The sequence below is a fragment of the Pseudomonas sp. GW822-FHT02G04 genome, assembly GCF_058802085.1.
Genome location: NZ_JBXANU010000014.1, coordinates 77,331 through 101,212, shown reverse-complemented (window position 1 = coordinate 101,212; position 23,882 = coordinate 77,331). Strand labels below are relative to the sequence as shown.

Sequence of the window (23,882 nt, the reverse complement as noted above, 5' to 3'; positions counted from 1 at the left end):
CGTGCCATTCAGTTCAGTCGGCTAAAAAGCGTTCTAAATCAATAGAGTTGAGGGTTTTACGAAGGATGGTGCCGGGGGCGTTGACATTTATTTGACTTGAAACAGTGGCAGTTATCACTGGCTTTGCGTGCCGCGACGGGAAGCCGTCGCGGCACAAAAGCGACGCACGGGCATTACTGAGCGTCGAACGCCTGGCCATTGATGCCGGTACTGTCCGGCCCCATCAGGTAAAGGTAGACCGGCATGATCTCCTCGGGTGTCGGGTTGTTCAGCGGATTTTCCCCAGGGTAGGCCTGAGCACGCATGCTGGTGCGGGTGGCGCCTGGGTTGATGCTGTTGGAGCGCACGGGTGCCACGGTGTCTACTTCGTCGGCCAGGGTTTGCATCAGGCCTTCGGTGGCGAACTTGGACACGCCGTAAGCGCCCCAATACGCACGACCCTTGCGACCGACGCTGCTGGAGGTGAACACCACCGAGGCGTCCTGCGACAACTTGAGCAGCGGCAGCAGGGTGCTGGTGAGCATGAACATGGCGTTGACGTTGACCTGCATCACACGCATGAAGTTCTCGCCGGACAACTGCTCGATCGGTGTGCGTGGACCAATGATTGACGCGTTGTGCAGCAAACCGTCGAGGTGGCCGAATTCGGTTTCGATCATGGCCGCCAGTTCATCGTATTGATGGGGCAGGGCGGTTTCCAGATTGAACGGGATCACCACCGGCTGTGGATGCCCGGCTGCTTCGATTTCGTCGTAGACCTGAGTCAGATTGGCTTCGGTCTTGCCCAGCAGCAATACGGTGGCGCCATGCGCGGCGTAGGTTTTCGCAGCGGCAGCACCGATGCCTCGGCCAGCGCCGGTGACCAGGATGACCCGGTCCTTGAGCAATTCAGGACGGGCGGAATAATCAAACATAAAAAACCTCAACACAATTCAACAGGCAGGCATCGTATTTGTGGCGAGGGAGCTTGCTCCCGCTCGGCTGCGAAGCAGTCGTAAACCTGCAAATGCGACACACCTGACACTGCGCGATAATAAAAGGGGCCGCTTCGCAGCCCAGCGGGAGCAAGCTCCCTCGCCACAAAAGCCTCTGTAATCAGCAACTGCACAAAGCGCTATCCAGCACCTGGCGCAACTCCAGCGGATGATCGACCACCACATCCGCGCCCCAATGCCGCGGGTTATCGTCCGGGTGAATATAGCCATAGGTCACGGCGGCTGTCTTGGTGCCGGCATCACGCCCGGATTCGATATCGCGCAGGTCATCGCCGACAAACAGCACACTGGCCGGGTCGAGGTCGAGCATCTTGCACGCCAGGATCAACGGCTCCGGGTCCGGTTTGCTGTTCTTCACATGATCCGGGCAGATCAGCAGCGCCGAACGCTCGGCCAGCCCCAGTTGCTGCATGATCGGCTCGGCGAAGCGCAGCGGCTTGTTGGTGACCACGCCCCAGATCAGGTTGGCTTTCTCGATGTCGGCCAGCAATTCGCCCATGCCATCGAAGAGCTTGCTGTGCACCGCGCAACCTTTGACGTAGCGCTCCAGAAACTCCAGGCGCAGCTCCTCGAAGCCTGGCGATTCCGGGTCCATGGAGAACGTCACAGCGACCATCGCCCTGGCGCCGCCGGAGATCTCGTCACGGATGTGTTTGTCGTTCATCGGCGGCAAACCACGGTCAGCACGCATCGCCTGGCAGATGGCGATGAAGTCCGGCGCGGTGTCGAGCAGAGTGCCGTCCATGTCGAAAAGAACTGCTCTGATACGCATCGGCTTACTCCTCGCGCAGGGTCTGGATCATGTAGTTGACGTCGACATCGGCTGCCAGTTTGTAGTGCTTGGTCAGCGGGTTGTACGTCAGGCCGATGATGTCCTTGACGGTCAGGCCGGCCATGCGGCTCCAGGCACCGAGTTCGGAAGGGCGGATGAACTTCTTGAAGTCGTGAGTGCCGCGCGGCAGCAACTTCATGATGTATTCGGCGCCGACGATGGCGAACAGATAGGCCTTCGGGTTGCGGTTGATGGTGGAGAAGAACACCTGGCCGCCGGGTTTGACCATGCGGAAGCAGGCGCGAATCACCGAGGACGGATCCGGCACGTGTTCGAGCATTTCCAGGCAGGTGACCACGTCGAATTGCTCAGGCATTTCTTCGGCTAGGGCTTCGGCGGTGATCTGCCGGTACTCGACGTTTACGCCGGATTCCAGCTGATGCAATTGCGCGACCGCCAGCGGCGCTTCGCCCATGTCGATGCCCATAACGGTGGCCCCGCGCTGGGCCATGGCTTCGCTGAGGATGCCGCCGCCGCAACCGACGTCGAGGACTTTCTTGCCGGCCAGATTGACGCGTTCGTCGATCCAGTTGACCCGCAGCGGGTTGATGTCGTGCAGCGGTTTGAACTCGCTTTCGCGGTCCCACCAGCGATGGGCCAGGGCTTCGAATTTGGCGATTTCGGCGTGGTCGACGTTGCTCATGGTGTCAGTCCTCTAAAACTTGAAAAATTCTGTTGCCCCGGTTTTGGTCCAAGGTGCTTGCAATTCGGTGCTTACGATTCGGTGTGGCCGCTGATGCGCCTGCCCCAGGCCTTGGCGGTGGCGCACAGTTGCGCTTCATCCAGGCGGGTCAGGCGGCGGTCGTCGAGCAGTTGCTTGCCGGCGACCCAAAGGTGTTTCACGCAGTCGCGGCCAGTGGCATAGATCAGTTGCGAAACCGGGTCGTAGACCGGTTGCTGCGCCAGGCCCGACAGGTCGAATGCGACGATGTCTGCCGCCTTGCCGACTTCCAGCGAGCCGGTTTGCGCTTCGATTCCCAGCGCACGGGCGCCATTGAGCGTGGCCATGCGCAGGGCGCGATGGGCGTCCAGCGCGGTGGCCGAGCCGGCGACAGCCTTGGCCAGCAAAGCGGCGGTGCGGGTTTCACCAAGCAGGTCCAGGTCATTATTGCTGGCCGCGCCATCGGTGCCGACCGCCACATTCACCCCGGCCTGCCACAAGCGCTCGACCGGGCAGAAACCGCTGGCCAGCTTCAGGTTCGACTCGGGGCAATGAATCACATTGGTGTTACTTTCTACCAGCAGCGCCAGGTCTTCATCGCTGATCTGGGTCATGTGAACGGCTTGGAAGCGCGGCCCGAGCAGGCCCAGGCGGCCGAGGCGGGCCAGTGGACGTTCGCCGCGCTGCTCCACCGACTGCTGCACTTCGAAGGCGGTTTCGTGGACGTGCATGTGAATCGAGGCGTCCAGCTCTTCGGCGATCACCCGGATTTTTTCCAGGTTTTCGTCGCCCACGGTGTACGGGGCATGGGGGCCGAAGGTGACTTTGATCCGTTCGTGATGCTTGAGATCGCCGAATAATTCGACGCCCTGACGAATGGCTTCATCCGCGGTGCTGGCGCCTGGAATCGGGAAATCGAGGATCGGAATGGCGATCTGGGCGCGAATGCCGCTGTTATGTACGCGTTCGCTGGCGACCTTCGGGAAGAAATACATGTCAGAGAAGCAGGTGATGCCACCTTTGATCTGCTCGGCGATGGCCAGGTCCGTGCCGTCGCGTACGAAAGCCTCGTCGACCCATTTGGCTTCGGCCGGCCAGATGTGCTTTTCCAGCCAGGTCATCAGCGGCAGATCGTCGGCCAGGCCGCGGAACAGCGTCATTGCCGCGTGGCCGTGGGCATTGATCAGGCCGGGGCTGAGCAGCATGCCCGGCAATTCGCGCACTTCGCTTGCGTTAAGCTTCAAGGCTGCTGCGCGTGGGCCGATAAACACGATACGACCGTCGCGGATGCCCAAGGCATGCTCTTTAAGGACCACGCCAGCCGGTTCGACGGGTACCAGCCAGGTCGGCAGCAATAATAGGTCGAGCGCAGCGGTGGGGGTCGGCATCGAGAGTCGGTTCCAGTGCTTTTATAAAGGATGGCGAAGTATACCCGAGCGTCTTCGCGGGGGGATCGCTATAATCGGCGGCTTTTGTTCATGAGTGCGGGGTGTGGGATGCGCGATCGACTGTTGGCTGCGGAGAAGGTGAAGGCCATCGATTGGCGTGATGGCGCACTGTACCTGCTGGATCAGCGTATTTTGCCGTTCGAGGAAACCTGGATCGCCTACACCAGCGCCGCGGGTGTGGCCGAAGCCATTCGCTCGATGGTGGTGCGCGGTGCGCCGGCCATTGGCATCAGCGCTGCCTATGGCGTGGTGCTGGCGGCTCGCGCCCGATTTGCCGAGGGTGGCGACTGGCAGGCCGCGCTGGAAGAGGATTTCGCGCTGCTGGCCGACTCCCGTCCGACCGCGGTCAACCTGTTCTGGGCGTTGGGCCGGATGCGTGAGCGGCTTGAGCGCCTGAAGGAGCACACCGATCCGCTGTCGGTGCTGGAAGCCGAAGCCATCGCCATCCACGAAAGTGATCGCGAAGCCAACCTGACCATGGCCCAGCTGGGTGTCGACCTGATTCGCAAGCATCAGGGCAACGCCCAGGCGATCCTCACGCATTGCAACACCGGTGCACTGGCCACCGGTGGTTTCGGCACGGCGCTGGGGGTGATTCGCGGGGCGTTCATTGAAGGTATGGTCGAGCGCGTCTACGCCGACGAAACCCGGCCATGGCTGCAAGGTTCGCGATTGACCGCATGGGAATTGGCCAATGAAGGCATTCCGGTGACCCTCAATGTCGACTCCGCCGCCGCGCACATCATGAAAACCAAGGGTGTGACCTGGGTGATCGTCGGTGCCGACCGGATCACCGCCAATGGTGATGTGGCGAACAAGATCGGTACCTACCAACTGGCGGTCAATGCCATGCACCACGGCGTGCGCTTCATGGTGGTAGCGCCGAGTTCTACCATCGACATGAACCTGGCCAGTGGCGACGAGATTCCTATCGAAGAGCGCGATGGCCGCGAGTTGCTGGAAGTTGGCGGCAAGCGGGTGGGGGCGGATGTGGAAGCGTTCAACCCGGTGTTCGACGTGACTCCGGCCGACCTGATCGACGCGATCGTCACCGAAAAAGGCATCGTCGAGCGTCCGGACACCGCAAAAATGGCCCAGTTGATGTGCCGCAAACGCCTGCATTGATGATCTGTTTTGCCTGATAAATCGCCTTCGCGGGCAAGCCTCGCTCCTACGGATCCGTGTTGTTCGCCATTTTCGCGACCGGCACAGCACCTGTAGGAGCGAGGCTTGCCCGCGAAGAACGATGACGCGATCTACCTTGCCTGATAGCTACATTTGGCGTGCGAATCGAGCTTGATGATCCCTCTAAGCCCCTCTCGTCCCTTTCAAGCCTGTCACCGGTCAACTAACTATGCTCCATGCGCATCAGGGGGATAGGTGCGTGGCGGCTCTTGTGATAACATCCGGCGGTTTCCAGGGTAGCCTGATGTGGCTGCCTTTACTGCGCAGATCCATGGCATAACTCGTTGATTTGTCGTAAGTCGGTGCATGGCACTCAGTCTGCATCGGCGAGCTTCGTTCGTCCCATATGGATGTGACGAAGTTTCACCAGAAAAAGGAATCAGGCTTCTCATGGGCGAACTGGCCAAAGAAATCCTCCCGGTCAATATCGAAGACGAGCTGAAGCAGTCCTACCTCGACTACGCGATGAGCGTAATTGTCGGGCGGGCACTGCCGGATGCGCGCGACGGCTTGAAGCCCGTGCACCGGCGTGTGCTGTTCGCGATGAGCGAGCTGGGCAACGACTTCAACAAGCCGTACAAGAAATCTGCCCGTGTTGTCGGTGACGTGATCGGTAAGTATCACCCTCATGGTGATACCGCGGTGTACGACACCATCGTTCGGATGGCGCAGCCATTCTCGCTGCGTTACCTGCTGGTGGACGGCCAGGGCAACTTCGGTTCGGTGGACGGCGACAACGCCGCGGCCATGCGATACACCGAAGTGCGCATGACCAAACTGGCGCACGAGCTGCTGGCTGACCTGCATAAAGAAACCGTGGACTGGGTGCCGAACTACGACGGCACCGAAATGATCCCTGCGGTCATGCCGACCAAGATCCCCAACCTGCTGGTCAACGGCTCCAGCGGTATCGCCGTGGGCATGGCGACCAACATTCCGCCGCACAACCTCGGTGAAGTCATCGACGGTTGCCTGGCACTCATCGACAACCCTGAATTGACCGTCGATGAACTGATGCAGTACATCCCCGGTCCGGACTTCCCGACCGCCGCGATCATCAACGGTCGCGCCGGCATCATCGAAGCCTACCGCACCGGTCGCGGGCGCATTTACATGCGTGCCCGCTCGATGATCGAAGACATCGACAAGGTCGGTGGTCGTCAGCAGATCGTCATCACCGAACTCCCTTACCAGCTGAACAAGGCGCGTCTGATCGAGAAGATCGCCGAGCTGGTCAAAGAGAAGAAGCTCGAAGGCATCACCGAGCTGCGCGACGAGTCCGACAAGGACGGTATGCGCGTCGTGATCGAGCTGCGTCGCGGCGAAGTGCCTGAGGTGATCCTCAACAACCTCTACGCCCAGACTCAGCTGCAAAGCGTGTTCGGTATCAACATCGTTGCGTTGATCGACGGTCGTCCGCGGATCCTCAACCTCAAGGATCTGCTGGAAGCCTTCGTTCGTCACCGTCGTGAAGTCGTGACCCGCCGTACCGTGTTCGAACTGCGTAAAGCGCGCGAACGTGGCCACATCCTGGAAGGTCAAGCGGTTGCCCTGTCGAACATCGACCCGGTCATCGCCCTGATCAAGGCTTCGCCGACCCCGTCGGAAGCCAAGGAAGCGCTGATCAGCACGCCGTGGGAATCCTCCGCGGTGGTCGCGATGGTCGAACGTGCCGGTGCCGATTCGTGCCGTCCGGAAAACCTCGATCCGCAATACGGTCTGCGCGACGGCAAGTACTTCCTGTCGCCAGAGCAGGCGCAAGCCATTCTGGAACTGCGTCTGCACCGTCTGACCGGTCTGGAACACGAAAAGCTGCTGGCCGAGTATCAAGAGATCCTCAACCAGATCGGCGAGCTGATCCGCATCCTCAACAGCGCCACGCGCCTGATGGAAGTGATCCGCGAAGAGCTGGAAGTGATCCGTGCCGAATACGGCGATGTGCGTCGCACCGAGATTCTCGATGCCCGTCTCGACCTGACCCTGGGTGACATGATCCCGGAAGAAGAGCGCGTCGTGACCATTTCCCACGGTGGCTACGCCAAGACTCAGCCGCTGGCGGCGTACCAGGCTCAGCGTCGTGGCGGTAAAGGTAAATCGGCTACCGGCGTGAAGGATGAGGACTACATCGCTCACCTGCTGGTCGCCAACAGCCACACCACGCTGCTGCTGTTCTCCAGCAAAGGCAAAGTGTACTGGCTGAAAACCTATGAAATTCCGGAAGCGTCCCGCGCTGCCCGTGGTCGTCCGCTGGTCAACCTGCTGCCGCTGGACAGTGATGAATACATCACCACCATGCTGCCGGTCGAGGAGTACACCGAAGGTCACTTCATCTTCATGGCCACCGCTAAAGGCACCGTGAAGAAGACCCCGCTGGAATCCTTCAGCCGTCAACGCAGCGTCGGTCTGATCGCGCTGGAGCTGGATGAAGGCGACGTGCTGATCTCTGCCGCCATTACCGATGGCGAGCGCGAAGTCATGCTGTTCTCCGACGGTGGCAAGGTGACTCGCTTCAAGGAAACCGACGTTCGCGCCATGGGCCGTACTGCTCGCGGTGTCCGCGGCATGCGTCTGCCGGAAGGCCAGAAGCTGATTTCCATGCTGATCCCGGAAGAAGGCAGCCAGATCCTCACCGCTTCGGCGCGTGGTTTCGGCAAGCGCACCGCGATCACCGAGTTCCCTGAGTACAAGCGTGGCGGTCAGGGCGTTATCGCCATGGTCAGCAACGAGCGTAACGGCCGTCTGGTCGGCGCGGTCCAGGTGCTCGACGGCGAGGAAATCATGCTGATTTCCGACCAGGGTACGTTGGTTCGTACCCGCGTCGACGAAGTGTCCAGCCTGGGTCGTAACACCCAGGGCGTGACCCTGATCAAGCTGGCCAACGATGAAACGCTGGTGGGCCTGGAGCGGGTTCAGGAGCCGTCGGAAGTCGAAGGCGAAGAGCTGGAAGGCGAAGGGCTTGAAGGTGAAGAGGGTGCAGTGTTCGAAGGTGAAGTCGTGATCGACGATGTTGCCGAAGACCAGCAACTCGACGCCGCCGCCGACGAAGAGCCGCAGGAGTAAGCGGGCAAGCAGGGGGCGGATGAAGATTCGCCCCCTTGTTGTTTGTCCTCCAGAAGCTATGGAATTGTTTTTAATGTAGGAGCTGTCGAGCGAAGCGAGGCTGCGATCTCTTGATCTGGCTCTTGCTTTCGCTCAGCACTAAAAGATCGCAGCCTCGCTCTGCTCGACAGCTCCTACAGATTTATTGCGTGATACCACCAAATCAGAGCGAGATTGGATGTGAGCAAGAGAGCCTATAACTTCTGTGCCGGTCCTGCGGCGCTTCCCGAAGCTGTCCTGAAGCGCGCCCAGGCTGAACTCCTTGATTGGCACGGCAAGGGCCTGTCGGTTATGGAAATGAGTCATCGCAGCGATGAGTTCGTGTCCATTGCCACCAAGGCCGAGCAGGATCTGCGTGATCTGCTGAATATCCCCTCGAACTATAAAGTGCTGTTTCTGCAAGGTGGCGCGAGCCAGCAATTTGCTCAGATTCCGCTGAACCTGTTGCCGGAAAACGGCACCGCCGACTATATCGACACCGGTATCTGGTCGCAGAAAGCGATCGAAGAAGCTTCGCGCTACGGCCACGTCAACGTTGCCGCGACCGCCAAGCCTTACGACTATTTCGCTGTGCCTGGTCAGAACGAATGGAACCTGTCGAAAGATGCGGCCTACGTTCACTACGCGCCGAACGAAACCATTGGCGGCCTGGAATTCCAGTGGATCCCGGAAACCGGTGATGTGCCGCTGGTCGCCGACATGTCCTCGGACATTCTTTCGCGCCCGGTGGACGTCTCGCGTTTCGGCATGATCTACGCCGGCGCCCAGAAAAACATCGGCCCGAGCGGCATCGTCGTGAACATCGTTCGCGAAGACCTGCTGGGTAACGCCCGTTCCATCTGCCCGACCATGCTTAACTACAAGGTCGCGGCCGACAACGGCTCGATGTACAACACGCCGCCGACCCTGGCCTGGTACTTGTCCGGTCTGGTGTTCGAGTGGCTGAAAGAGCAGGGCGGCGTCGAAGCCATCGGCAAACTCAATGAAGTGAAGCAGCGCACGCTGTACGACTTCATCGACGCCAGCGGCTTGTATAGCAACCCGATCAACAAGCCTGACCGCTCGTGGATGAACGTGCCGTTCCGTCTGGCCGACGATCGTCTCGACAAGCCGTTCCTGGCGGGTGCCGACGAACGCGGCCTGCTGAACCTCAAGGGTCACCGTTCCGTGGGCGGCATGCGTGCCTCCATCTATAACGCCGTCGATATCGTTGCGGTCAACGCACTGGTTTCGTACATGGCAGAGTTCGAGAAGGAACACGGCTAATGTCTGAGCAAGAACTCAAGGCACTGCGCCTGCGCATTGACGCCCTGGACGAAAAGGTCCTGGAGCTGATCAGTGAGCGCGCACGCTGCGCCCAGGAAGTTGCGCGAGTAAAGATGGCCTCGCTGGCCGAAGGTGAAGTGCCGGTGTTCTATCGTCCTGAGCGCGAAGCTCAGGTGCTCAAGCGTGTCATGGAGCGCAACCAGGGGCCGCTGGGCAACGAAGAGATGGCGCGGCTGTTCCGCGAAATCATGTCCTCGTGCCTGGCCCTTGAACAGCCGCTGAAAGTGGCTTACCTCGGCCCTGAAGGTACCTTCACTCAGGCTGCGGCCATGAAACACTTCGGTCACGCGGTGATCAGCAAGCCAATGGCGGCGATCGACGAAGTGTTCCGTGAAGTGGCGGCCGGTGCGGTGAACTTTGGCGTGGTCCCGGTGGAGAACTCCACCGAAGGCGCGGTCAACCACACCCTCGACAGCTTCCTCGAACACGACATGGTGATCTGTGGCGAAGTCGAGCTGCGCATTCACCACCACCTGTTGGTTGGCGAAAACACCAAGACCGACAGCATCAGTCGCATCTATTCCCACGCCCAGTCCCTGGCCCAGTGCCGCAAGTGGCTGGATGCCCATTACCCGAATGTCGAGCGCGTGGCGGTGTCCAGCAACGCTGAAGCGGCCAAGCGGGTCAAGGGTGAGTGGAACTCGGCGGCGATTGCCGGCGACATGGCTGCCGGCCTCTACGGGTTGACCCGTCTGGCCGAGAAAATCGAGGATCGCCCGGACAACTCCACGCGATTCCTGATGATCGGCAACCAGGAAGTGCCGCCGACCGGCGACGACAAGACCTCGATCATTGTTTCCATGAGCAACAAACCCGGCGCTCTCCACGAATTGCTGGTGCCGTTCCACGACAATGGCATCGACCTGACGCGGATCGAGACCCGTCCGTCGCGCAGCGGTAAATGGACCTACGTGTTCTTCATCGACTTCGTCGGCCATCACCGCGACCCGCTGGTCAAAGGTGTGCTGGAAAAGATCAGTCAGGAAGCAGTGGCACTCAAAGTGCTGGGTTCCTACCCGAAAGCAGTTCTCTAAGGGCGGTAGCAAATGAGTGGCAACTTCCTCGCTCTGGCACAGCCGGGCGTGCAACAACTTTCGCCTTACGTTCCGGGCAAGCCCGTGGACGAACTGGCTCGTGAGCTGAACCTCGATCCGGCCAGCATCGTCAAACTGGCGAGCAACGAAAACCCGCTGGGCGCCAGTCCCAAGGCGCTGGCGGCGATTCGCGAAGCGCTGGCCGAGCTGACCCGCTATCCGGACGGCAACGGTTTCGCGCTCAAGACCCTGCTGGCCGATCAGTGCCGCGTCGAGCTGAGCCAGGTGACGCTGGGCAACGGCTCCAACGACATTCTGGAGCTGGTGGCGCGTGCCTATCTGGCACCGGGCCTGAACGCGGTGTTCAGCGAGCATGCGTTTGCGGTCTATCCGATCGTGACCCAGGCCGTTGGCGCCCAGGCAAAAGTGATCCCGGCCAAAGATTGGGGTCATGATCTGTCGGCCATGCTGGCCGCGATCGATGCCGATACCCGTGTGGTGTTTATCGCCAACCCGAATAACCCGACCGGGACCTGGTTCAGCGCCGAGGCGCTGGATGAGTTCCTGCAGGACGTGCCGGCTCATGTGCTGGTGGTGCTGGACGAGGCCTACATCGAGTACGCCGAAGGCAGCGACTTGCCGGATGGCCTGGACTATCTGGCGGCCTATCCGAACCTGCTGGTCTCGCGCACCTTCTCCAAGGCCTATGGTCTGGCGTCGCTGCGGGTCGGCTACGGTTTGTCCTCGGCCATCGTTGCCGATGTGCTCAATCGCGTGCGTCAGCCGTTCAACGTCAACAGCCTCGCACTGGCCGCCGCTTGTGCTGCGCTGCAAGACGTCGAGTACCTGGCTGAAAGCCGTCGCCTGAACCAGTCCGGCATGCAGCAGCTTGAGGCAGGTTTCCGTGAGTTGGGGCTGAGCTGGATTCCATCCAAAGGCAACTTCATCTGTGTCGATCTGGGTCGCGTTGCTGCCCCGGTGTTCCAGGGGTTGCTGCGTGAAGGCGTGATCGTGCGTCCGGTGGCCAACTACGGCATGCCAAACCACCTGCGCATCACCATAGGTTTGCCAGCGGAAAACAGCCGCTTCCTCGAGGCGCTGACCAAGGTTATGGCTCGTGGTTGATGTCACTGCACTGCAATCTGCTGAACCTATGATCGGTCGCCTGGTGGTGGTCGGTCTGGGGTTGATCGGCGGTTCGTTTGCCAAAGGCCTGCGTGAAAGCGGTCTGTGTCGCGAAGTGGTCGGGGTCGATCTCGATCCGCAGTCGCGCAAGCTGGCGGTCGAGTTGGGTGTGGTGGATCGCTGCGAAGAAGACCTGATGGCGGCTTGCCAGGGCGCTGACGTGATTCAGTTGGCGGTACCGATCCTGGCCATGGAGAAACTGCTCGCGCTATTAGCGGGTATGGACCTGGGGCAGGCGATTCTGACCGACGTCGGCAGTGCCAAAGGCAATGTGGTGCGTGCGGCGACCGAGGCGTTTGGCGGCATGCCGGCGCGTTTCGTGCCGGGGCATCCGATTGCCGGTTCCGAGCAGAGCGGGGTGGAAGCCTCCAATGCCGACCTGTTCCGTCGCCATAAAGTGATTCTGACTCCGCTGGATCAGACCGATCCGGCTGCGCTGGCGGTGGTCGACCGGTTGTGGCGCGAATTGGGTGCCGACGTCGAGCACATGCAAGTCGAGCGTCATGACGAAGTGTTGGCGGCGACCAGCCATTTGCCGCACTTGCTGGCGTTCGGTTTGGTCGATTCGTTGGCCAAACGCAATGAAAATCTTGAGATCTTCCGTTACGCTGCGGGCGGTTTCCGCGATTTCACAAGAATCGCCGGTAGCGACCCGGTCATGTGGCACGACATCTTCCTCGCCAACCGCGAAGCTGTCCTGCGCACACTCGATACATTTCGCAGCGACCTCGACGCCTTGCGCGACGCGGTCGATGCAGGGGATGGGCACCAATTGTTGGGCGTGTTCACTCGCGCCCGGGTTGCCCGCGAGCATTTCAGTAAAATCCTGGCCCGCCGGGCCTATGTGGACGCTATGAATTCCAACGATCTGATTTTCCTGGCACAACCTGGTGGCCGCCTGACTGGGCGGATTCGTGTACCGGGCGACAAATCGATTTCCCACCGCTCGATCATGCTCGGTTCCCTGGCTGAAGGCGTCACCGAAGTGGAAGGTTTCCTCGAGGGCGAAGACGCCCTGGCGACCCTGCAAGCTTTCCGCGACATGGGCGTCGTCATCGAAGGTCCGCACCATGGTCGTGTGACCATTCACGGCGTCGGCCTGCATGGCCTGAAGCCTGCGCCGGGCCCGATCTATCTGGGTAACTCCGGCACTTCGATGCGTCTGCTGTCTGGCCTGTTGGCTGCGCAGAGCTTCGACAGCACCCTGACCGGCGACGCTTCGTTGTCCAAGCGTCCGATGAATCGCGTGGCCAATCCGCTGCGTGAAATGGGCGCCGTGATCGAGACCGCCGCTGACGGTCGTCCACCGATGACCATTCGTGGCGGCAACAAGCTCAAGGGTCTGACTTACACCATGCCGATGGCCAGCGCCCAGGTTAAATCCTGCCTGCTGCTGGCGGGTCTGTATGCCGAAGGCAAGACCACGGTCACCGAGCCGGCACCGACTCGCGACCACACCGAGCGCATGCTGCGTGGCTTCGGCTACCCAGTGACCGTCAGCGGCGCGACCGCCTCGGTCGAGTCCGGCCACAAGTTGACCGCGACCCACATTGAAGTGCCGGGCGATATCTCGTCGTCGGCGTTCTTCCTGGTGGCGGCGTCGATTGCCGAAGGTTCGGAGCTGGTGCTCGAGCACGTCGGCATCAACCCGACTCGTACCGGCGTAATCGACATCCTGCGCCTGATGGGCGCTGACATCACTCTGGAAAACCAGCGTGAAGTCGGTGGCGAGCCGGTAGCCGACCTGCGCGTACGGGCAGCTAAACTCAAAGGTATCGAGATTCCTGAAGCGCTGGTTCCATTGGCCATCGACGAGTTCCCGGTACTGTTCGTGGCGGCTGCCTGTGCCGAAGGTCGCACAGTGCTGCGCGGTGCCGAAGAGCTGCGCGTGAAGGAATCGGACCGGATCCAGGTTATGGCGGACGGTCTGCTGGCGCTGGGCGTCAAGTGCGAGCCCACTCCGGACGGCCTCATCATCGACGGCGGCCAGATCGGCGGCGGCGAAGTGCACGGTCACGGCGATCACCGGATTGCCATGGCCTTCAGCGTGGCTTCACTGCGCGCCACTGCGCCGATCCGCATCCATGATTGCGCCAACGTCGCGACCTCGTTCCCGAACTTCCTCGCGCTGTGCGCGCAGGTCGGTATCCGTGTTGCACAAGAGGCTCAGTCGTGATCAGCATCGCACCGGTCATCACTATTGATGGGCCAAGCGGCTCTGGCAAAGGTACTGTCGCCGGGATTCTGGCCAAGCGCCTGGGCTGGAACCTGCTGGATTCCGGTGCACTTTATCGATTGCTGGCTTTCGCGGCGCATAACCATGGCGTCGACCTGACCAATGAAGAATTGCTCAAGAAGCTCGCCGCTCATCTGGATGTGCAGTTCATCGCGGCGACCGACGGTCAGTTGCAGCGCATTATTCTGGAAGGCGATGAAGTCAGCGATGTGATCCGTACCGAAAGTGTCGGCTCGGGTGCCTCGCAGGTCGCCGCGTTGCCCGCGGTTCGCGAGGCGTTGCTGCAGCGTCAGCGGGCTTTTCAGGAGGCGCCGGGTCTGGTGGCCGATGGTCGCGACATGGGTACGGTGGTATTTCCCGACGCGCCCTTGAAGATTTTCCTCACTGCCAGTGCCGAAGAGCGTGCGCGCCGACGTTACTTGCAGTTGAAGGGCAAAGTCGATGGTGTTAGTCTGTCGAGTCTGCTAGATGAGATACGTGCGCGCGATGAGCGTGACACCCAGCGAGCGGTAGCCCCGCTCAAACCGGCGGCTGACGCCATACAGCTGGATTCCACGGAATTATCCATCGATCAGGTGCTGGAACGCATCATGAGCGAGATCGCCATCCGCGATATCGCCGGGTGACCAAGAGGGCCGCGGGGGACCAGTCATAGTCCTGCGGTGCTTCTTTTAAATGAAACTAACCCACATCGTCTGGGATGTGGAGATGGGCGTATTCTTCGCCCTCATCAACAGGAATTAAAATGAGCGAAAGCTTTGCGGAACTCTTTGAAGAAAGCCTAAAAACCCTGAACCTTCAGGCAGGCTCCATCATCACCGGTGTTATCGTTGATATCGATTACCAGGCTCGCTGGGTAACCGTTCACGCTGGCCTGAAGTCTGAAGCACTCATCCCGCTTGAGCAGTTCTACAACGACGCTGGCGAACTGAACATCAACGTCGGTGACGAAGTTCACGTTGCTCTGGACTCGGTTGAAGACGGCTTTGGTGAAACCAAGCTGTCCCGTGAAAAAGCCAAGCGCGCTGAATGCTGGATTGTTCTGGAAGCAGCCTTCGCAGCCGAAGAAGTGGTCAAGGGCGTTATCAACGGTAAGGTTAAAGGCGGCTTCACTGTCGACGTTAACGGCATCCGTGCGTTCCTGCCAGGTTCTCTGGTTGACGTCCGTCCAGTGCGCGACACCACGCACCTGGAAGGCAAAGAGCTGGAATTCAAGGTCATCAAACTCGACCAGAAACGCAACAACGTTGTCGTTTCCCGTCGCAGCGTCCTCGAAGCCGAGAACTCCGCCGAGCGTGAAGCTCTGCTGGAATCCCTGCAGGAAGGCCAACAAGTCAAAGGTATCGTCAAGAACCTCACCGATTACGGCGCATTCGTCGATCTGGGTGGCGTCGATGGCCTGCTGCACATTACCGACATGGCTTGGAAACGTATCAAGCATCCTTCCGAAATCGTCAACGTTGGCGACGAGATCGATGTCAAGGTTCTGAAGTACGATCGCGAGCGCAATCGTGTTTCCCTGGGCCTCAAGCAGCTGGGCGAAGATCCATGGGTTGCTATCAAAGCCCGTTACCCAGAAAGCACTCGCGTTACCGCTCGTGTAACCAACCTGACCGACTACGGCTGCTTCGCTGAGCTGGAAGAAGGCGTTGAAGGTCTGGTACACGTTTCCGAAATGGACTGGACCAACAAGAACATCCACCCTTCGAAAGTCGTACAAGTCGGCGACGAAGTGGAAGTTATGGTTCTGGACATCGACGAAGAGCGTCGTCGTATCTCCCTCGGCATCAAACAGTGCAAATCGAACCCATGGGAAGATTTCTCTGGCCAGTTCAACAAGGGCGATAAAATCTCCGGCACCATCAAGTCGATCACCGATTTCGGTATCTTCATTGGTCTGGACGGCGGCATCGACGGTCTGGTTCACCTGTCCGACATCTCCTGGAACGAAGTGGGCGAAGAAGCCGTACGCCGCTTCAAGAAAGGCGACGAGCTGGACACCGTTATCCTGTCGGTTGACCCAGAGCGCGAGCGCATCTCCCTGGGTATCAAGCAACTGGAAAGCGATCCGTTCTCCGAGTACGTTCAAGAGAACGACAAAGGCGCCATCGTTAAAGGCATCGTGAAAGAAGTTGACGCCAAAGGCGCCATCATCACTCTGGCCGACGATATCGAAGCGACTCTGAAAGCCTCCGAAATCAGCCGTGACCGCGTTGAAGACGCGCGTAACGTTCTGAAAGAAGGCGAAGAAGTAGAAGCCAAGATCATCAGCGTTGACCGCAAGAGCCGTGTAATCCAGCTCTCCATCAAGTCGAAAGACGTTGAAGAAGAGAAAGAAGCAATCCAGAGCCTGCGCGACAAGCCAGCTTCGGATACCGCTGCTCCTGGTCCTACCACTCTGGGCGACCTGTTGCGTGCACAAATGGAAAAACAGAACTGAGTTCTGTCAGACCATAGAAAAAGGGCGACTTCGGTCGCCCTTTTTTGTGTCTGCAATTTGGCAAATCCAGGGTGTGTGGGTGCGGCAATGTTTCATTCATGAAACCAATGATTTGAATGGGCTGTCTGTTTCTTCAGGTGGGTCAATCGTCTATTCAAGGCTAGGCTTAGTCTGAAGCAAGCGACTGTCGAGCGCTGCGCGCCTGGCATAAGGAAGTGAATGAACAAGCTCATTGTAGTAATGGCAGTAATGACATTGGCAGGTTGTACCACCAGCGCCAAGACTCATGCGATACGCGGCGTCAGTGGTATAGAGGTCGATTGTTCGGGATTGGGCTCGGGGTGGGAGAGGTGTCACAAGCGAGCGGCCAAGGAGTGTAAGGGGGCAGGTTATAAAGTTGTCGTGAGGTCTGATGACGCCAAGGAGGAAGATGTATTCCCTTTCGGCTTCAATCCCGCGGGCTATCTGACGCGCACCATGCTGGTTATCTGCAGGTGAGTGTGTGGGTTCGATCAGTGTTCCGGTGCCTTGAAATCGGGCATCTCGCTGCAGAGGAAGATATGTCAATGCTCGGGCTGTTCAAATTGCTCGGGGCATGCTAAAACCTTTGAAGCGCTGATCTAGCTGCTTGAAAAAGAAGGGAAAAATATGACGAAGTCGGAGTTGATCGAACGAATTGTCACCCATCAAGGGCTACTCTCATCCAAAGATGTGGAGCTGGCCATCAAGACCATGCTTGAGCAAATGTCCCAATGTCTGGCCACTGGCGATCGAATCGAGATCCGTGGTTTTGGCAGCTTTTCACTGCACTATCGCGCTCCGCGCGTGGGGCGTAATCCAAAAACCGGTCAGTCCGTTAGCCTTGACGGCAAGTTCGTTCCACATTTCAAGCCAGGCAAAGAACTGCGCGATCGTGTGAACGAGGATGAGGAGGAAGGGCTTTGACGGCTGTTGCACTCCAGGGAGCCGCTGATGCGTAACTTCAAGCGCGTACTCCTCGCTGTATTTGTCCTGTTGCTTGTTCTGGCAATCCTGGCGTTCGTTCTTGAGAATCAGCAGGCCATGTCACTGCTGTTCCTGGGCTGGGCGAGCCCGCAGTTGCCAGTGTCGTTGATCATGGTAATTGCGCTGCTGATCGGCATGGTGATCGGGCCGGTTCTCGGCTGGTTTCTGGGGCGTACGTCCAGAGCCTCACGCAAGCGCCTTGTCTGATTGCGACAAACCCGTTGCGGGCGTGGAATATGCGTCGCAGCTTGTCCATATCCATTAGTAAAACCTTCATTAAGCTGTAAAATGCTGCGCTTGGCCGATAGGGGTGTTCCCACATCGGTTCAGACTGACTCTGTCAGAAGCCTTGGCGAGCTTGATGGCTTTTGCATTCATGGATTAGACAGTGCGCAGTTGGCGGCCCTGTCAGCAACTTAAGGGTATGGTTTCGCGTGAAAATTCTAGTAACCGGCGGCGCCGGGTTTATCGGCTCGGCAGTCATTCGTCATATCATCTCCAACACTGCCGACTCTGTCGTTAACGTCGATAAACTGACTTATGCCGGTAACCTTGAGTCGCTGGCCGAAGTCAGCCAAAACTCGCGCTATGTGTTCGAGCGCGTCGACATCTGCGACCGTGATCAAGTGGACCGTGTTCTGCGTGAACACCAACCGGATGCCATCATGCACCTGGCCGCAGAGTCCCACGTTGACCGCTCAATCTCCGGTCCGTCTGAATTCATCCAGACCAACATCATCGGCACTTACACCTTGCTGGAAGCTGCACGCCACTATTGGGCGGCACTGGACGATGCGCGTAAAGCCAACTTCCGCTTCCACCATATTTCCACCGACGAAGTCTACGGAGACCTTGAAGGTCCGGAAGACCTCTTCACCGAAACCACGCCGTATCAGCCAAGTTCGCCGTACTCGGCCAGCAAGGCCAGTTCCGATCACCTGGTTCGCGCCTGGAGCCGTACCTACGGCCTGCCGACCCTGGTCACCAACTGCTCGAACAACTACGGTCCGTGCCACTTCCCTGAGAAACTGATCCCGCTGATCATCCTCAATGCACTGGAAGGCAAGCCGCTGCCGGTCTACGGCAAAGGCAACCAGGTTCGTGACTGGCTCTACGTCGAAGACCACGCCCGCGCACTCTACAAAGTCGTGACCGAAGGCGTGATCGGCGAGACCTACAACATCGGTGGCCATAACGAGAAGCAAAACATCGAAGTGGTGCATACCCTTTGTGCGTTGCTCGACGAGCTGCGTCCGGACTCCGTTCATCGTCCACACGCCAGCTTGATCACCTACGTCCAGGATCGCCCGGGCCACGACCAGCGCTACGCGATCGACGCCAGCAAAATCCAGCGCGAGCTGGGCTGGACGCCGGAAGAAACCTTTGAAACCGGTATCCGCAAGACTGTCGAGTGGTACCTGAACAACACTGAGTGGGTGGCTCACGTGAAGAGCGGCAGCTACCAGCAATGGATCGACCAAAACTACACGGACCGTTCGGACAAAGTATGAAAATTCTCCTGTTGGGAAAAAACGGCCAGGTCGGCTGGGAGCTGCAACGCTCCCTTGCGCCACTTGGCGAACTGATCGCCCTGGACCGTCATCTGGTCGATGGTTTGAGCGGCGACCTGTCTGACCTCAAATCATTGCGCGCGACGATCCGTCAGGTTAAACCCGACGTCATCGTCAACGCAGCAGCCTACACCGCAGTCGATAAAGCTGAATCCGAGGCTGAGCTGGCCGACCGTGTGAACGGTCAGGCGAGTCAGGTCATGGCTGAAGAAGCTGCATCCCTGGGGGCTTGGCTGATTCACTACTCGACCGATTACGTGTTCAGCGGTGAAGGCCTGACGCCGTGGCAAGAGACAGATGCCGTCGCGCCGGTGAATCACTACGGCGCCAGCAAACTGGCCGGCGAGCAAGCGATTGTTGCCTCGGGCTGCAAGCATCTGATCTTCCGCACCAGTTGGGTCTATGGCGCACGCGGCAACAACTTTGCCAAGACCATGCTGCGCCTGGCCAAGGATCGCGAGACCTTGAGCGTTATCGCCGACCAAATCGGCGCCCCTACCGGCGCCGACTTGATCGCCGACGTGACGGCGTTGGCCATTCAGCAAGTGCTGCAGCGTCCTGAATTGGCGGGCCTGTATCACCTGGCGGCGGCTGGCGAAGTGTCCTGGCATGGCTATGCCAGTCATGTGATCGGTTTTGCCAAGGCCAATGGCGAAGAGCTCGCTGTTACAGCGATCAATCCGATAGACACAACCGCCTACCCAACACCGGCGCGCCGCCCTCTGAATTCCCGGTTGAACACTCAGAAGCTGCGCGACAACTTTTCTCTGCACTTGCCGGATTGGCAAAGTGGTGTCACCCGAATGCTGATGGAAGTCCTGAATAAATGACCACGACAAATCGTAAAGGCATCATCCTCGCTGGCGGCTCGGGCACACGTCTGCACCCGTTGACCCTTGGTGTGTCCAAGCAGATGCTGCCGATCTACGACAAGCCGATGATCTTTTACCCGCTGTCGGTGCTTATGCTCGCCGGTATGCGTGAAATCCTGATTATTTCCACACCTGAAGACCTGCCATGTTTCCAGAAATTGTTGGGTGACGGCAGTCTGTACGGCATCAAGCTGACTTACGCCGAGCAACCTAGCCCGGACGGTCTTGCGCAAGCCTTCATCATTGGCGAAGAATTCATCGGCAAGGATCCTTGCTGCCTGATCCTGGGCGACAACATCTTTTACGGTCAGCACTTCTCGGACAACCTGCGTTCTGCCAGCTCGCAAGAGCGCGGCGCGACCGTATTCGGCTATCACGTGTCGGATCCGGAGCGTTTTGGTGTGGTTGAGTTCGACGCTGCCGGCCGTGCCTTGAGCATCGAAGAGAAGCCGCTGAAACCAAAATCCAGCTACGCGGTGACAGGTCTGTACTTCTACGACAACCAGGTCGTCGAGATCGCCAAGAACATCAAGCCATCCGCACGTGGTGAGCTGGAAATTACCGACGTTAACCGTGCGTACCTCGAGCAGAAAACTCTCAATGTCGAAATGCTTGGCCGTGGTTTTGCCTGGCTGGATACCGGTACTCATGATTCGTTGCTGGAAGCCAGTCACTTCGTGCACACCATCGAGCAGCGTCAGGGACTGAAAGTGGCTTGCCTGGAAGAGATTGCTTACCACAATGGCTGGATTAGTGCGGAGCAGCTGGGCACTCAGGCTGATGCTCTGAAGAAGACTGGCTATGGTCAGTACCTGCAGAAGCTGCTGGATTCCCCTTCTCGCTAAGACGAGAGCTTTATTTTTCTCTCCAGTGTTCAAACCATGCAAGCAGGAATGGCATGCCAGTAAAATCTCCCAAGGTTGCTGTTTTACTGGCTGCCTACAACGGCATGCATTGGATTGAGGAGCAACTGGCCTCGATCCTTGGTCAGTCTGCCGTGGACGTTACTGTTCACATCAGTATCGACCCCTCCACTGACGGTACCGAAGCCTGGTGCGCGGCTTATGCGGCAGAGCATCACCAGGTGGTCGTTCTGCCGGACGCCGGTAGATTCGGGGGGGCCTCGCGTAACTTCTTTCGTTTGATTCGTGATGTCGATTTCGGCTCTTTCGATTTCATTTCCTTTGCCGATCAAGATGATATTTGGCACAAGGACAAGCTGAAGCGTGCAGTCGACGCCATTCAAACTCGTCAGGTCGATGCCTATTCCAGCAACGTCACGGCCTTTTGGCCAGATGGCAGAACTCACTTGTTGCACAAGGCTCAGCCCCAAGTCGAGTGGGACTACCTGTTCGAGGCGGCAGGCCCGGGTTGTACCTATGTGCTGAGCAAAAAGATGGCGGAGTCCTTGAAAACCGCGATGCTTGAAAGTTGGCAGAATCTACAGGAAGTCAGCTTGCATGACTGGTATTGCTACGCTTTTGCCCGCAGCCATGGCTACCGTTGGTACATCGACCCGTTGCCATCAATGGACTATCGCCAGCATGAGCGTAATCAGGTAGGTGCTAACAAGGGTTTGAGCCCATTGATTTCTCGTTATAAAACGATTCACGACGGTTGGTGGTTTAATCAGGTTCGGATGATTGCTTGTCTGGTTGGACGGGATACAGACCCGTTCGTCAAAACGTGGCTGCACTTGCGCCATCGGCAATTGATAAAACTGTCCTTCAGTGCCTGGCAATGTCGGCGTCGGGCGCGTGACAAAGTGTTCTTCTTTCTGATCTGTTGGGCTACCGCGTTGATAGGATACAAAGCTAAATGAATGCCCCGAAGATACTGGTAACAGGGGCAAGCGGATTTGTCGGCGAAGCGGTGGTTTTCAGGTTGTTGCTGGACAGGAAATTCACTCCTATTGCAGCGGCACGCGGCGCAACGCGGCTGAATGGGCTGTGCGCGGTTGTTCCTTTCGAATTGACGGATTTAAAAGCATTACCTGACCTCAGTGGTGTGCAAGTCGTTATCCATGCCGCGGCTCGCGTGCATGTGATGAATGAAACTGCCATAGATGCGTTGACCGAGTTTCGCAAAGTCAATGTGGAGGGGACCCTTCGACTGGCGCGGCGCGCAGCTGAGTCTGGAGTAAAGCGCTTCATTTTCATCAGTTCGATCAAGGTTAATGGCGAAAGCACTGTATTGGGTAAACCATTCAAGGCTAATGATTTTCCGGCTCCGGCCGATCCCTATGGTGTATCCAAGTACGAAGCTGAAGAGGCATTGAGGCAACTCGGTTTCGATGCCGGCATGGAAGTTGTCATCATTCGCCCGCCACTGGTCTACGGTCCAGGGGTGAGGGCTAATTTCCTGAGTATGTTGGACTGGCTCAATAAAGGTGTGCCGCTACCATTGGGTGCGATTGGCAATCGGCGAAGCCTGGTTGCGATTGGGAACTTGGTGGATTTGATCGTCACCTGCATTGATCATCCGGCTGCGGCCAATCAGATCTTCCTGGTCAGCGATGGTGATGATTTATCCACGCCTCAATTACTGCGGTGTTTGGCGCGCGCCTTAGGTAAAAGGGGCTGGTTGTTGCCCCTGCCTGAGTGGTTGCTGAAACTGGTAGCGTCAGCGGTGGGGCGGAGCACCGTAGCTCAAAGAATTTGCGGGTCGCTGCACGTTGATATCGACAAGAATCGCGAACTGTTGGGCTGGATTCCACCTGTTAAATTAGAAACGGCTATGCGTCAAACTGCTAGACAATATCTGGATAACCTAACTAAATGACTTTTTGGTGGCTGTTGCTGGCTGTGTTTTTAGTGTCGTGGGGGTTGACCCTCGTTTTGCGGCGTTATGCATTGGCCAAGAGCTTGATGGATATACCCAACGAGCGAAGCTCGCACTCGATCCCTACTCCGCGTGGAGGTGGAGTAGCCATCGTTGTTTCCTTCGTCTTGGCACTTCCGTTTCTTAATGGTTTTGGCTTGCTTGGGATGGATTTGCTGTACGGCTTGCTAGGCTCAGGTTTGCTGGTGGCAGTTATAGGCTTTGCTGACGATCATGGGCATATTGCAGCTAGGTGGCGATTGCTTGGGCATTTTGTTGCTGCGATCTGGGCTTTGTTTTGGTTGGGTGGCCTTGCGCCGATATCGTTATTTGGTATGACGATTGATCTCGGATGGTTGGGCTGCATACTGGCTTCAATTTATCTTGTGTGGATGCTTAATCTGTATAACTTCATGGATGGCATCGATGGGTTGGCCAGTGCTCAAGCCATTTTTGTATGTTTGGCAAGTTGCTTGATTTCGTGGTTGAGCGGGCATGACTTGCTCATTTGGGGGAGTTTGTTGTTGTCGGCGTCAGTTGCTGGATTTCTGCTATGGAACTTTCCGCCAGCACGTATATTTATGGGGGATGCGGGTAGCGGTTTTCTGGGTCTTATCCTTGGAGTAATGTCGCTCAATGCTGCATGGAGTGCTCCCGAGTTGATGTGGAGCTGGTTGATTTTGCTTGGTGTTTTTACGGTAGATGCAACGGTGACGTTGTTCAGGAGGTTAATTAGAAAAGAAAAGGTATATCAAGCGCATCGAAGTCACGCCTATCAATATGCCGCTCGATTCTATTCCAGTCATAGAGTTGTTACGTTGGGGGTGATGTGCGTAAATCTTTTCTGGGTATTGCCTTTGGCGGTTCTGGTGGGGACGGGTTGCATTGGTGGGCTTACGGGATTAATCGTAGCGTATGTTCCATTAGTCTTGCTCGCAGTAAAGTTTAATGCGGGTGGGCGTGAAGTGTGAGTTCGCGCGGTCTTGCTTGACGTTTACAGCGAACGGTGGTGCGCCTTGCGGTGGGGCGCTCAAGCATTGTCTGAGGATGGCGTAATCTGTTAAGATTAACGATTAAGCTAATGCTGTCGAATGTCTTCGGAATGTGGTTAAGAAAGCTAAATCTGGATCAGGTTTTCTGTCGAATGTCCAGCCTGAGCGAGGCTTCTCGGGT

At 58.0% G+C, this 23,882-nt stretch carries 21 protein-coding genes; 17 read left to right on the top strand and 4 right to left on the bottom strand.

Features of this window, described 5'->3' with window-relative positions; translation table 11 throughout:
- Positions 1-173 precede the first annotated feature (173 nt).
- The 4 genes from AC1RO5_RS18390 to AC1RO5_RS18375 form a co-directional block, all read right to left on the bottom strand.
- Positions 174-914, bottom strand: coding sequence for a YciK family oxidoreductase (locus tag AC1RO5_RS18390; protein WP_007939907.1), 741 nt, complete (start codon positions 912-914; stop codon positions 174-176).
- Between the two features lie 181 nt (positions 915-1,095).
- Positions 1,096-1,767: an N-acetylmuramic acid 6-phosphate phosphatase MupP gene (gene mupP, locus AC1RO5_RS18385; protein WP_007939908.1), complete on the bottom strand. Its 672-nt coding sequence runs from the start codon at positions 1,765-1,767 to the stop codon at positions 1,096-1,098.
- 4 nt (positions 1,768-1,771) lie between these two features.
- Positions 1,772-2,470: a bifunctional 2-polyprenyl-6-hydroxyphenol methylase/3-demethylubiquinol 3-O-methyltransferase UbiG gene (gene ubiG, locus AC1RO5_RS18380; RefSeq protein ID WP_019650491.1), complete on the bottom strand. Its 699-nt coding sequence runs from the start codon at positions 2,468-2,470 to the stop codon at positions 1,772-1,774.
- A gap of 71 nt (positions 2,471-2,541) precedes the next feature.
- Entirely contained in the window at positions 2,542-3,876 is a 1,335-nt protein-coding gene (locus AC1RO5_RS18375) for a TRZ/ATZ family hydrolase (protein WP_493176763.1), read from the bottom strand.
- Between the two features lie 108 nt (positions 3,877-3,984).
- Between AC1RO5_RS18375 and mtnA the strand changes: the two genes are divergently transcribed.
- From mtnA to AC1RO5_RS18290, 17 genes are all read left to right on the top strand, one after another.
- Complete coding sequence (gene mtnA, locus AC1RO5_RS18370; protein ID WP_493176761.1) at positions 3,985-5,061, top strand: S-methyl-5-thioribose-1-phosphate isomerase; 1,077 nt, start codon at positions 3,985-3,987, stop codon at positions 5,059-5,061.
- A gap of 450 nt (positions 5,062-5,511) precedes the next feature.
- On the top strand, positions 5,512-8,181 hold the full coding sequence (gene gyrA, locus AC1RO5_RS18365; RefSeq protein ID WP_493176759.1) for a DNA gyrase subunit A: 2,670 nt from the start codon (positions 5,512-5,514) through the stop codon (positions 8,179-8,181).
- Positions 8,182-8,400: 219 nt separating this feature from the next.
- Positions 8,401-9,486: a 3-phosphoserine/phosphohydroxythreonine transaminase gene (gene serC, locus AC1RO5_RS18360; RefSeq protein WP_019650495.1), complete on the top strand. Its 1,086-nt coding sequence runs from the start codon at positions 8,401-8,403 to the stop codon at positions 9,484-9,486.
- Positions 9,486-10,580: a prephenate dehydratase gene (pheA, locus tag AC1RO5_RS18355; RefSeq protein WP_007939916.1), complete on the top strand. Its 1,095-nt coding sequence runs from the start codon at positions 9,486-9,488 to the stop codon at positions 10,578-10,580. Before serC ends, pheA begins: the two co-directional genes overlap by 1 nt.
- 12 nt (positions 10,581-10,592) lie before the next feature.
- Positions 10,593-11,705 (top strand): histidinol-phosphate transaminase, encoded by a 1,113-nt coding sequence (gene hisC, locus AC1RO5_RS18350; RefSeq protein ID WP_493176757.1) that lies wholly within the window; start codon positions 10,593-10,595, stop codon positions 11,703-11,705.
- Between the two features lie 28 nt (positions 11,706-11,733).
- Positions 11,734-13,941, top strand: a complete 2,208-nt coding sequence (locus AC1RO5_RS18345; RefSeq protein WP_493176830.1) for a bifunctional prephenate dehydrogenase/3-phosphoshikimate 1-carboxyvinyltransferase — start codon at positions 11,734-11,736, stop codon at positions 13,939-13,941.
- Positions 13,938-14,627 (top strand): (d)CMP kinase, encoded by a 690-nt coding sequence (gene cmk, locus AC1RO5_RS18340; RefSeq protein WP_007939921.1) that lies wholly within the window; start codon positions 13,938-13,940, stop codon positions 14,625-14,627. The genes AC1RO5_RS18345 and cmk overlap by 4 nt, the downstream gene beginning before the upstream one ends.
- Positions 14,628-14,746: 119 nt before the next feature.
- A complete protein-coding gene (gene rpsA, locus AC1RO5_RS18335) occupies positions 14,747-16,441 on the top strand; it encodes a 30S ribosomal protein S1 (protein WP_007939922.1) in 1,695 nt (564 codons plus the stop codon).
- Positions 16,442-16,660: 219 nt separating this feature from the next.
- Positions 16,661-16,939, top strand: a complete 279-nt coding sequence (locus AC1RO5_RS18330) for a hypothetical protein (RefSeq protein WP_493176755.1) — start codon at positions 16,661-16,663, stop codon at positions 16,937-16,939.
- A 150-nt stretch (positions 16,940-17,089) separates the two neighbouring features.
- Positions 17,090-17,386 (top strand): integration host factor subunit beta, encoded by a 297-nt coding sequence (ihfB, locus tag AC1RO5_RS18325; protein WP_003369729.1) that lies wholly within the window; start codon positions 17,090-17,092, stop codon positions 17,384-17,386.
- Positions 17,387-17,413: 27 nt separating this feature from the next.
- On the top strand, positions 17,414-17,653 hold the full coding sequence (locus AC1RO5_RS18320) for a LapA family protein (RefSeq protein WP_493176753.1): 240 nt from the start codon (positions 17,414-17,416) through the stop codon (positions 17,651-17,653).
- Positions 17,654-17,880: 227 nt separating this feature from the next.
- A complete protein-coding gene (rfbB, locus tag AC1RO5_RS18315; protein WP_493176751.1) occupies positions 17,881-18,957 on the top strand; it encodes a dTDP-glucose 4,6-dehydratase in 1,077 nt (358 codons plus the stop codon).
- Positions 18,954-19,847 (top strand): dTDP-4-dehydrorhamnose reductase, encoded by an 894-nt coding sequence (gene rfbD, locus AC1RO5_RS18310; RefSeq protein WP_493176749.1) that lies wholly within the window; start codon positions 18,954-18,956, stop codon positions 19,845-19,847. Before rfbB ends, rfbD begins: the two co-directional genes overlap by 4 nt.
- Positions 19,844-20,734, top strand: coding sequence for a glucose-1-phosphate thymidylyltransferase RfbA (gene rfbA / locus AC1RO5_RS18305; protein ID WP_493176748.1), 891 nt, complete (start codon positions 19,844-19,846; stop codon positions 20,732-20,734). Before rfbD ends, rfbA begins: the two co-directional genes overlap by 4 nt.
- A gap of 53 nt (positions 20,735-20,787) precedes the next feature.
- Positions 20,788-21,711 (top strand): glycosyltransferase, encoded by a 924-nt coding sequence (locus tag AC1RO5_RS18300; RefSeq protein ID WP_493176747.1) that lies wholly within the window; start codon positions 20,788-20,790, stop codon positions 21,709-21,711.
- A complete protein-coding gene (locus tag AC1RO5_RS18295; RefSeq protein ID WP_493176745.1) occupies positions 21,708-22,670 on the top strand; it encodes a UDP-glucose 4-epimerase family protein in 963 nt (320 codons plus the stop codon). Before AC1RO5_RS18300 ends, AC1RO5_RS18295 begins: the two co-directional genes overlap by 4 nt.
- Positions 22,667-23,680, top strand: a complete 1,014-nt coding sequence (locus AC1RO5_RS18290; protein ID WP_493176744.1) for an MraY family glycosyltransferase — start codon at positions 22,667-22,669, stop codon at positions 23,678-23,680. Before AC1RO5_RS18295 ends, AC1RO5_RS18290 begins: the two co-directional genes overlap by 4 nt.
- The last annotated feature ends 202 nt before the right edge of the window (positions 23,681-23,882 follow it).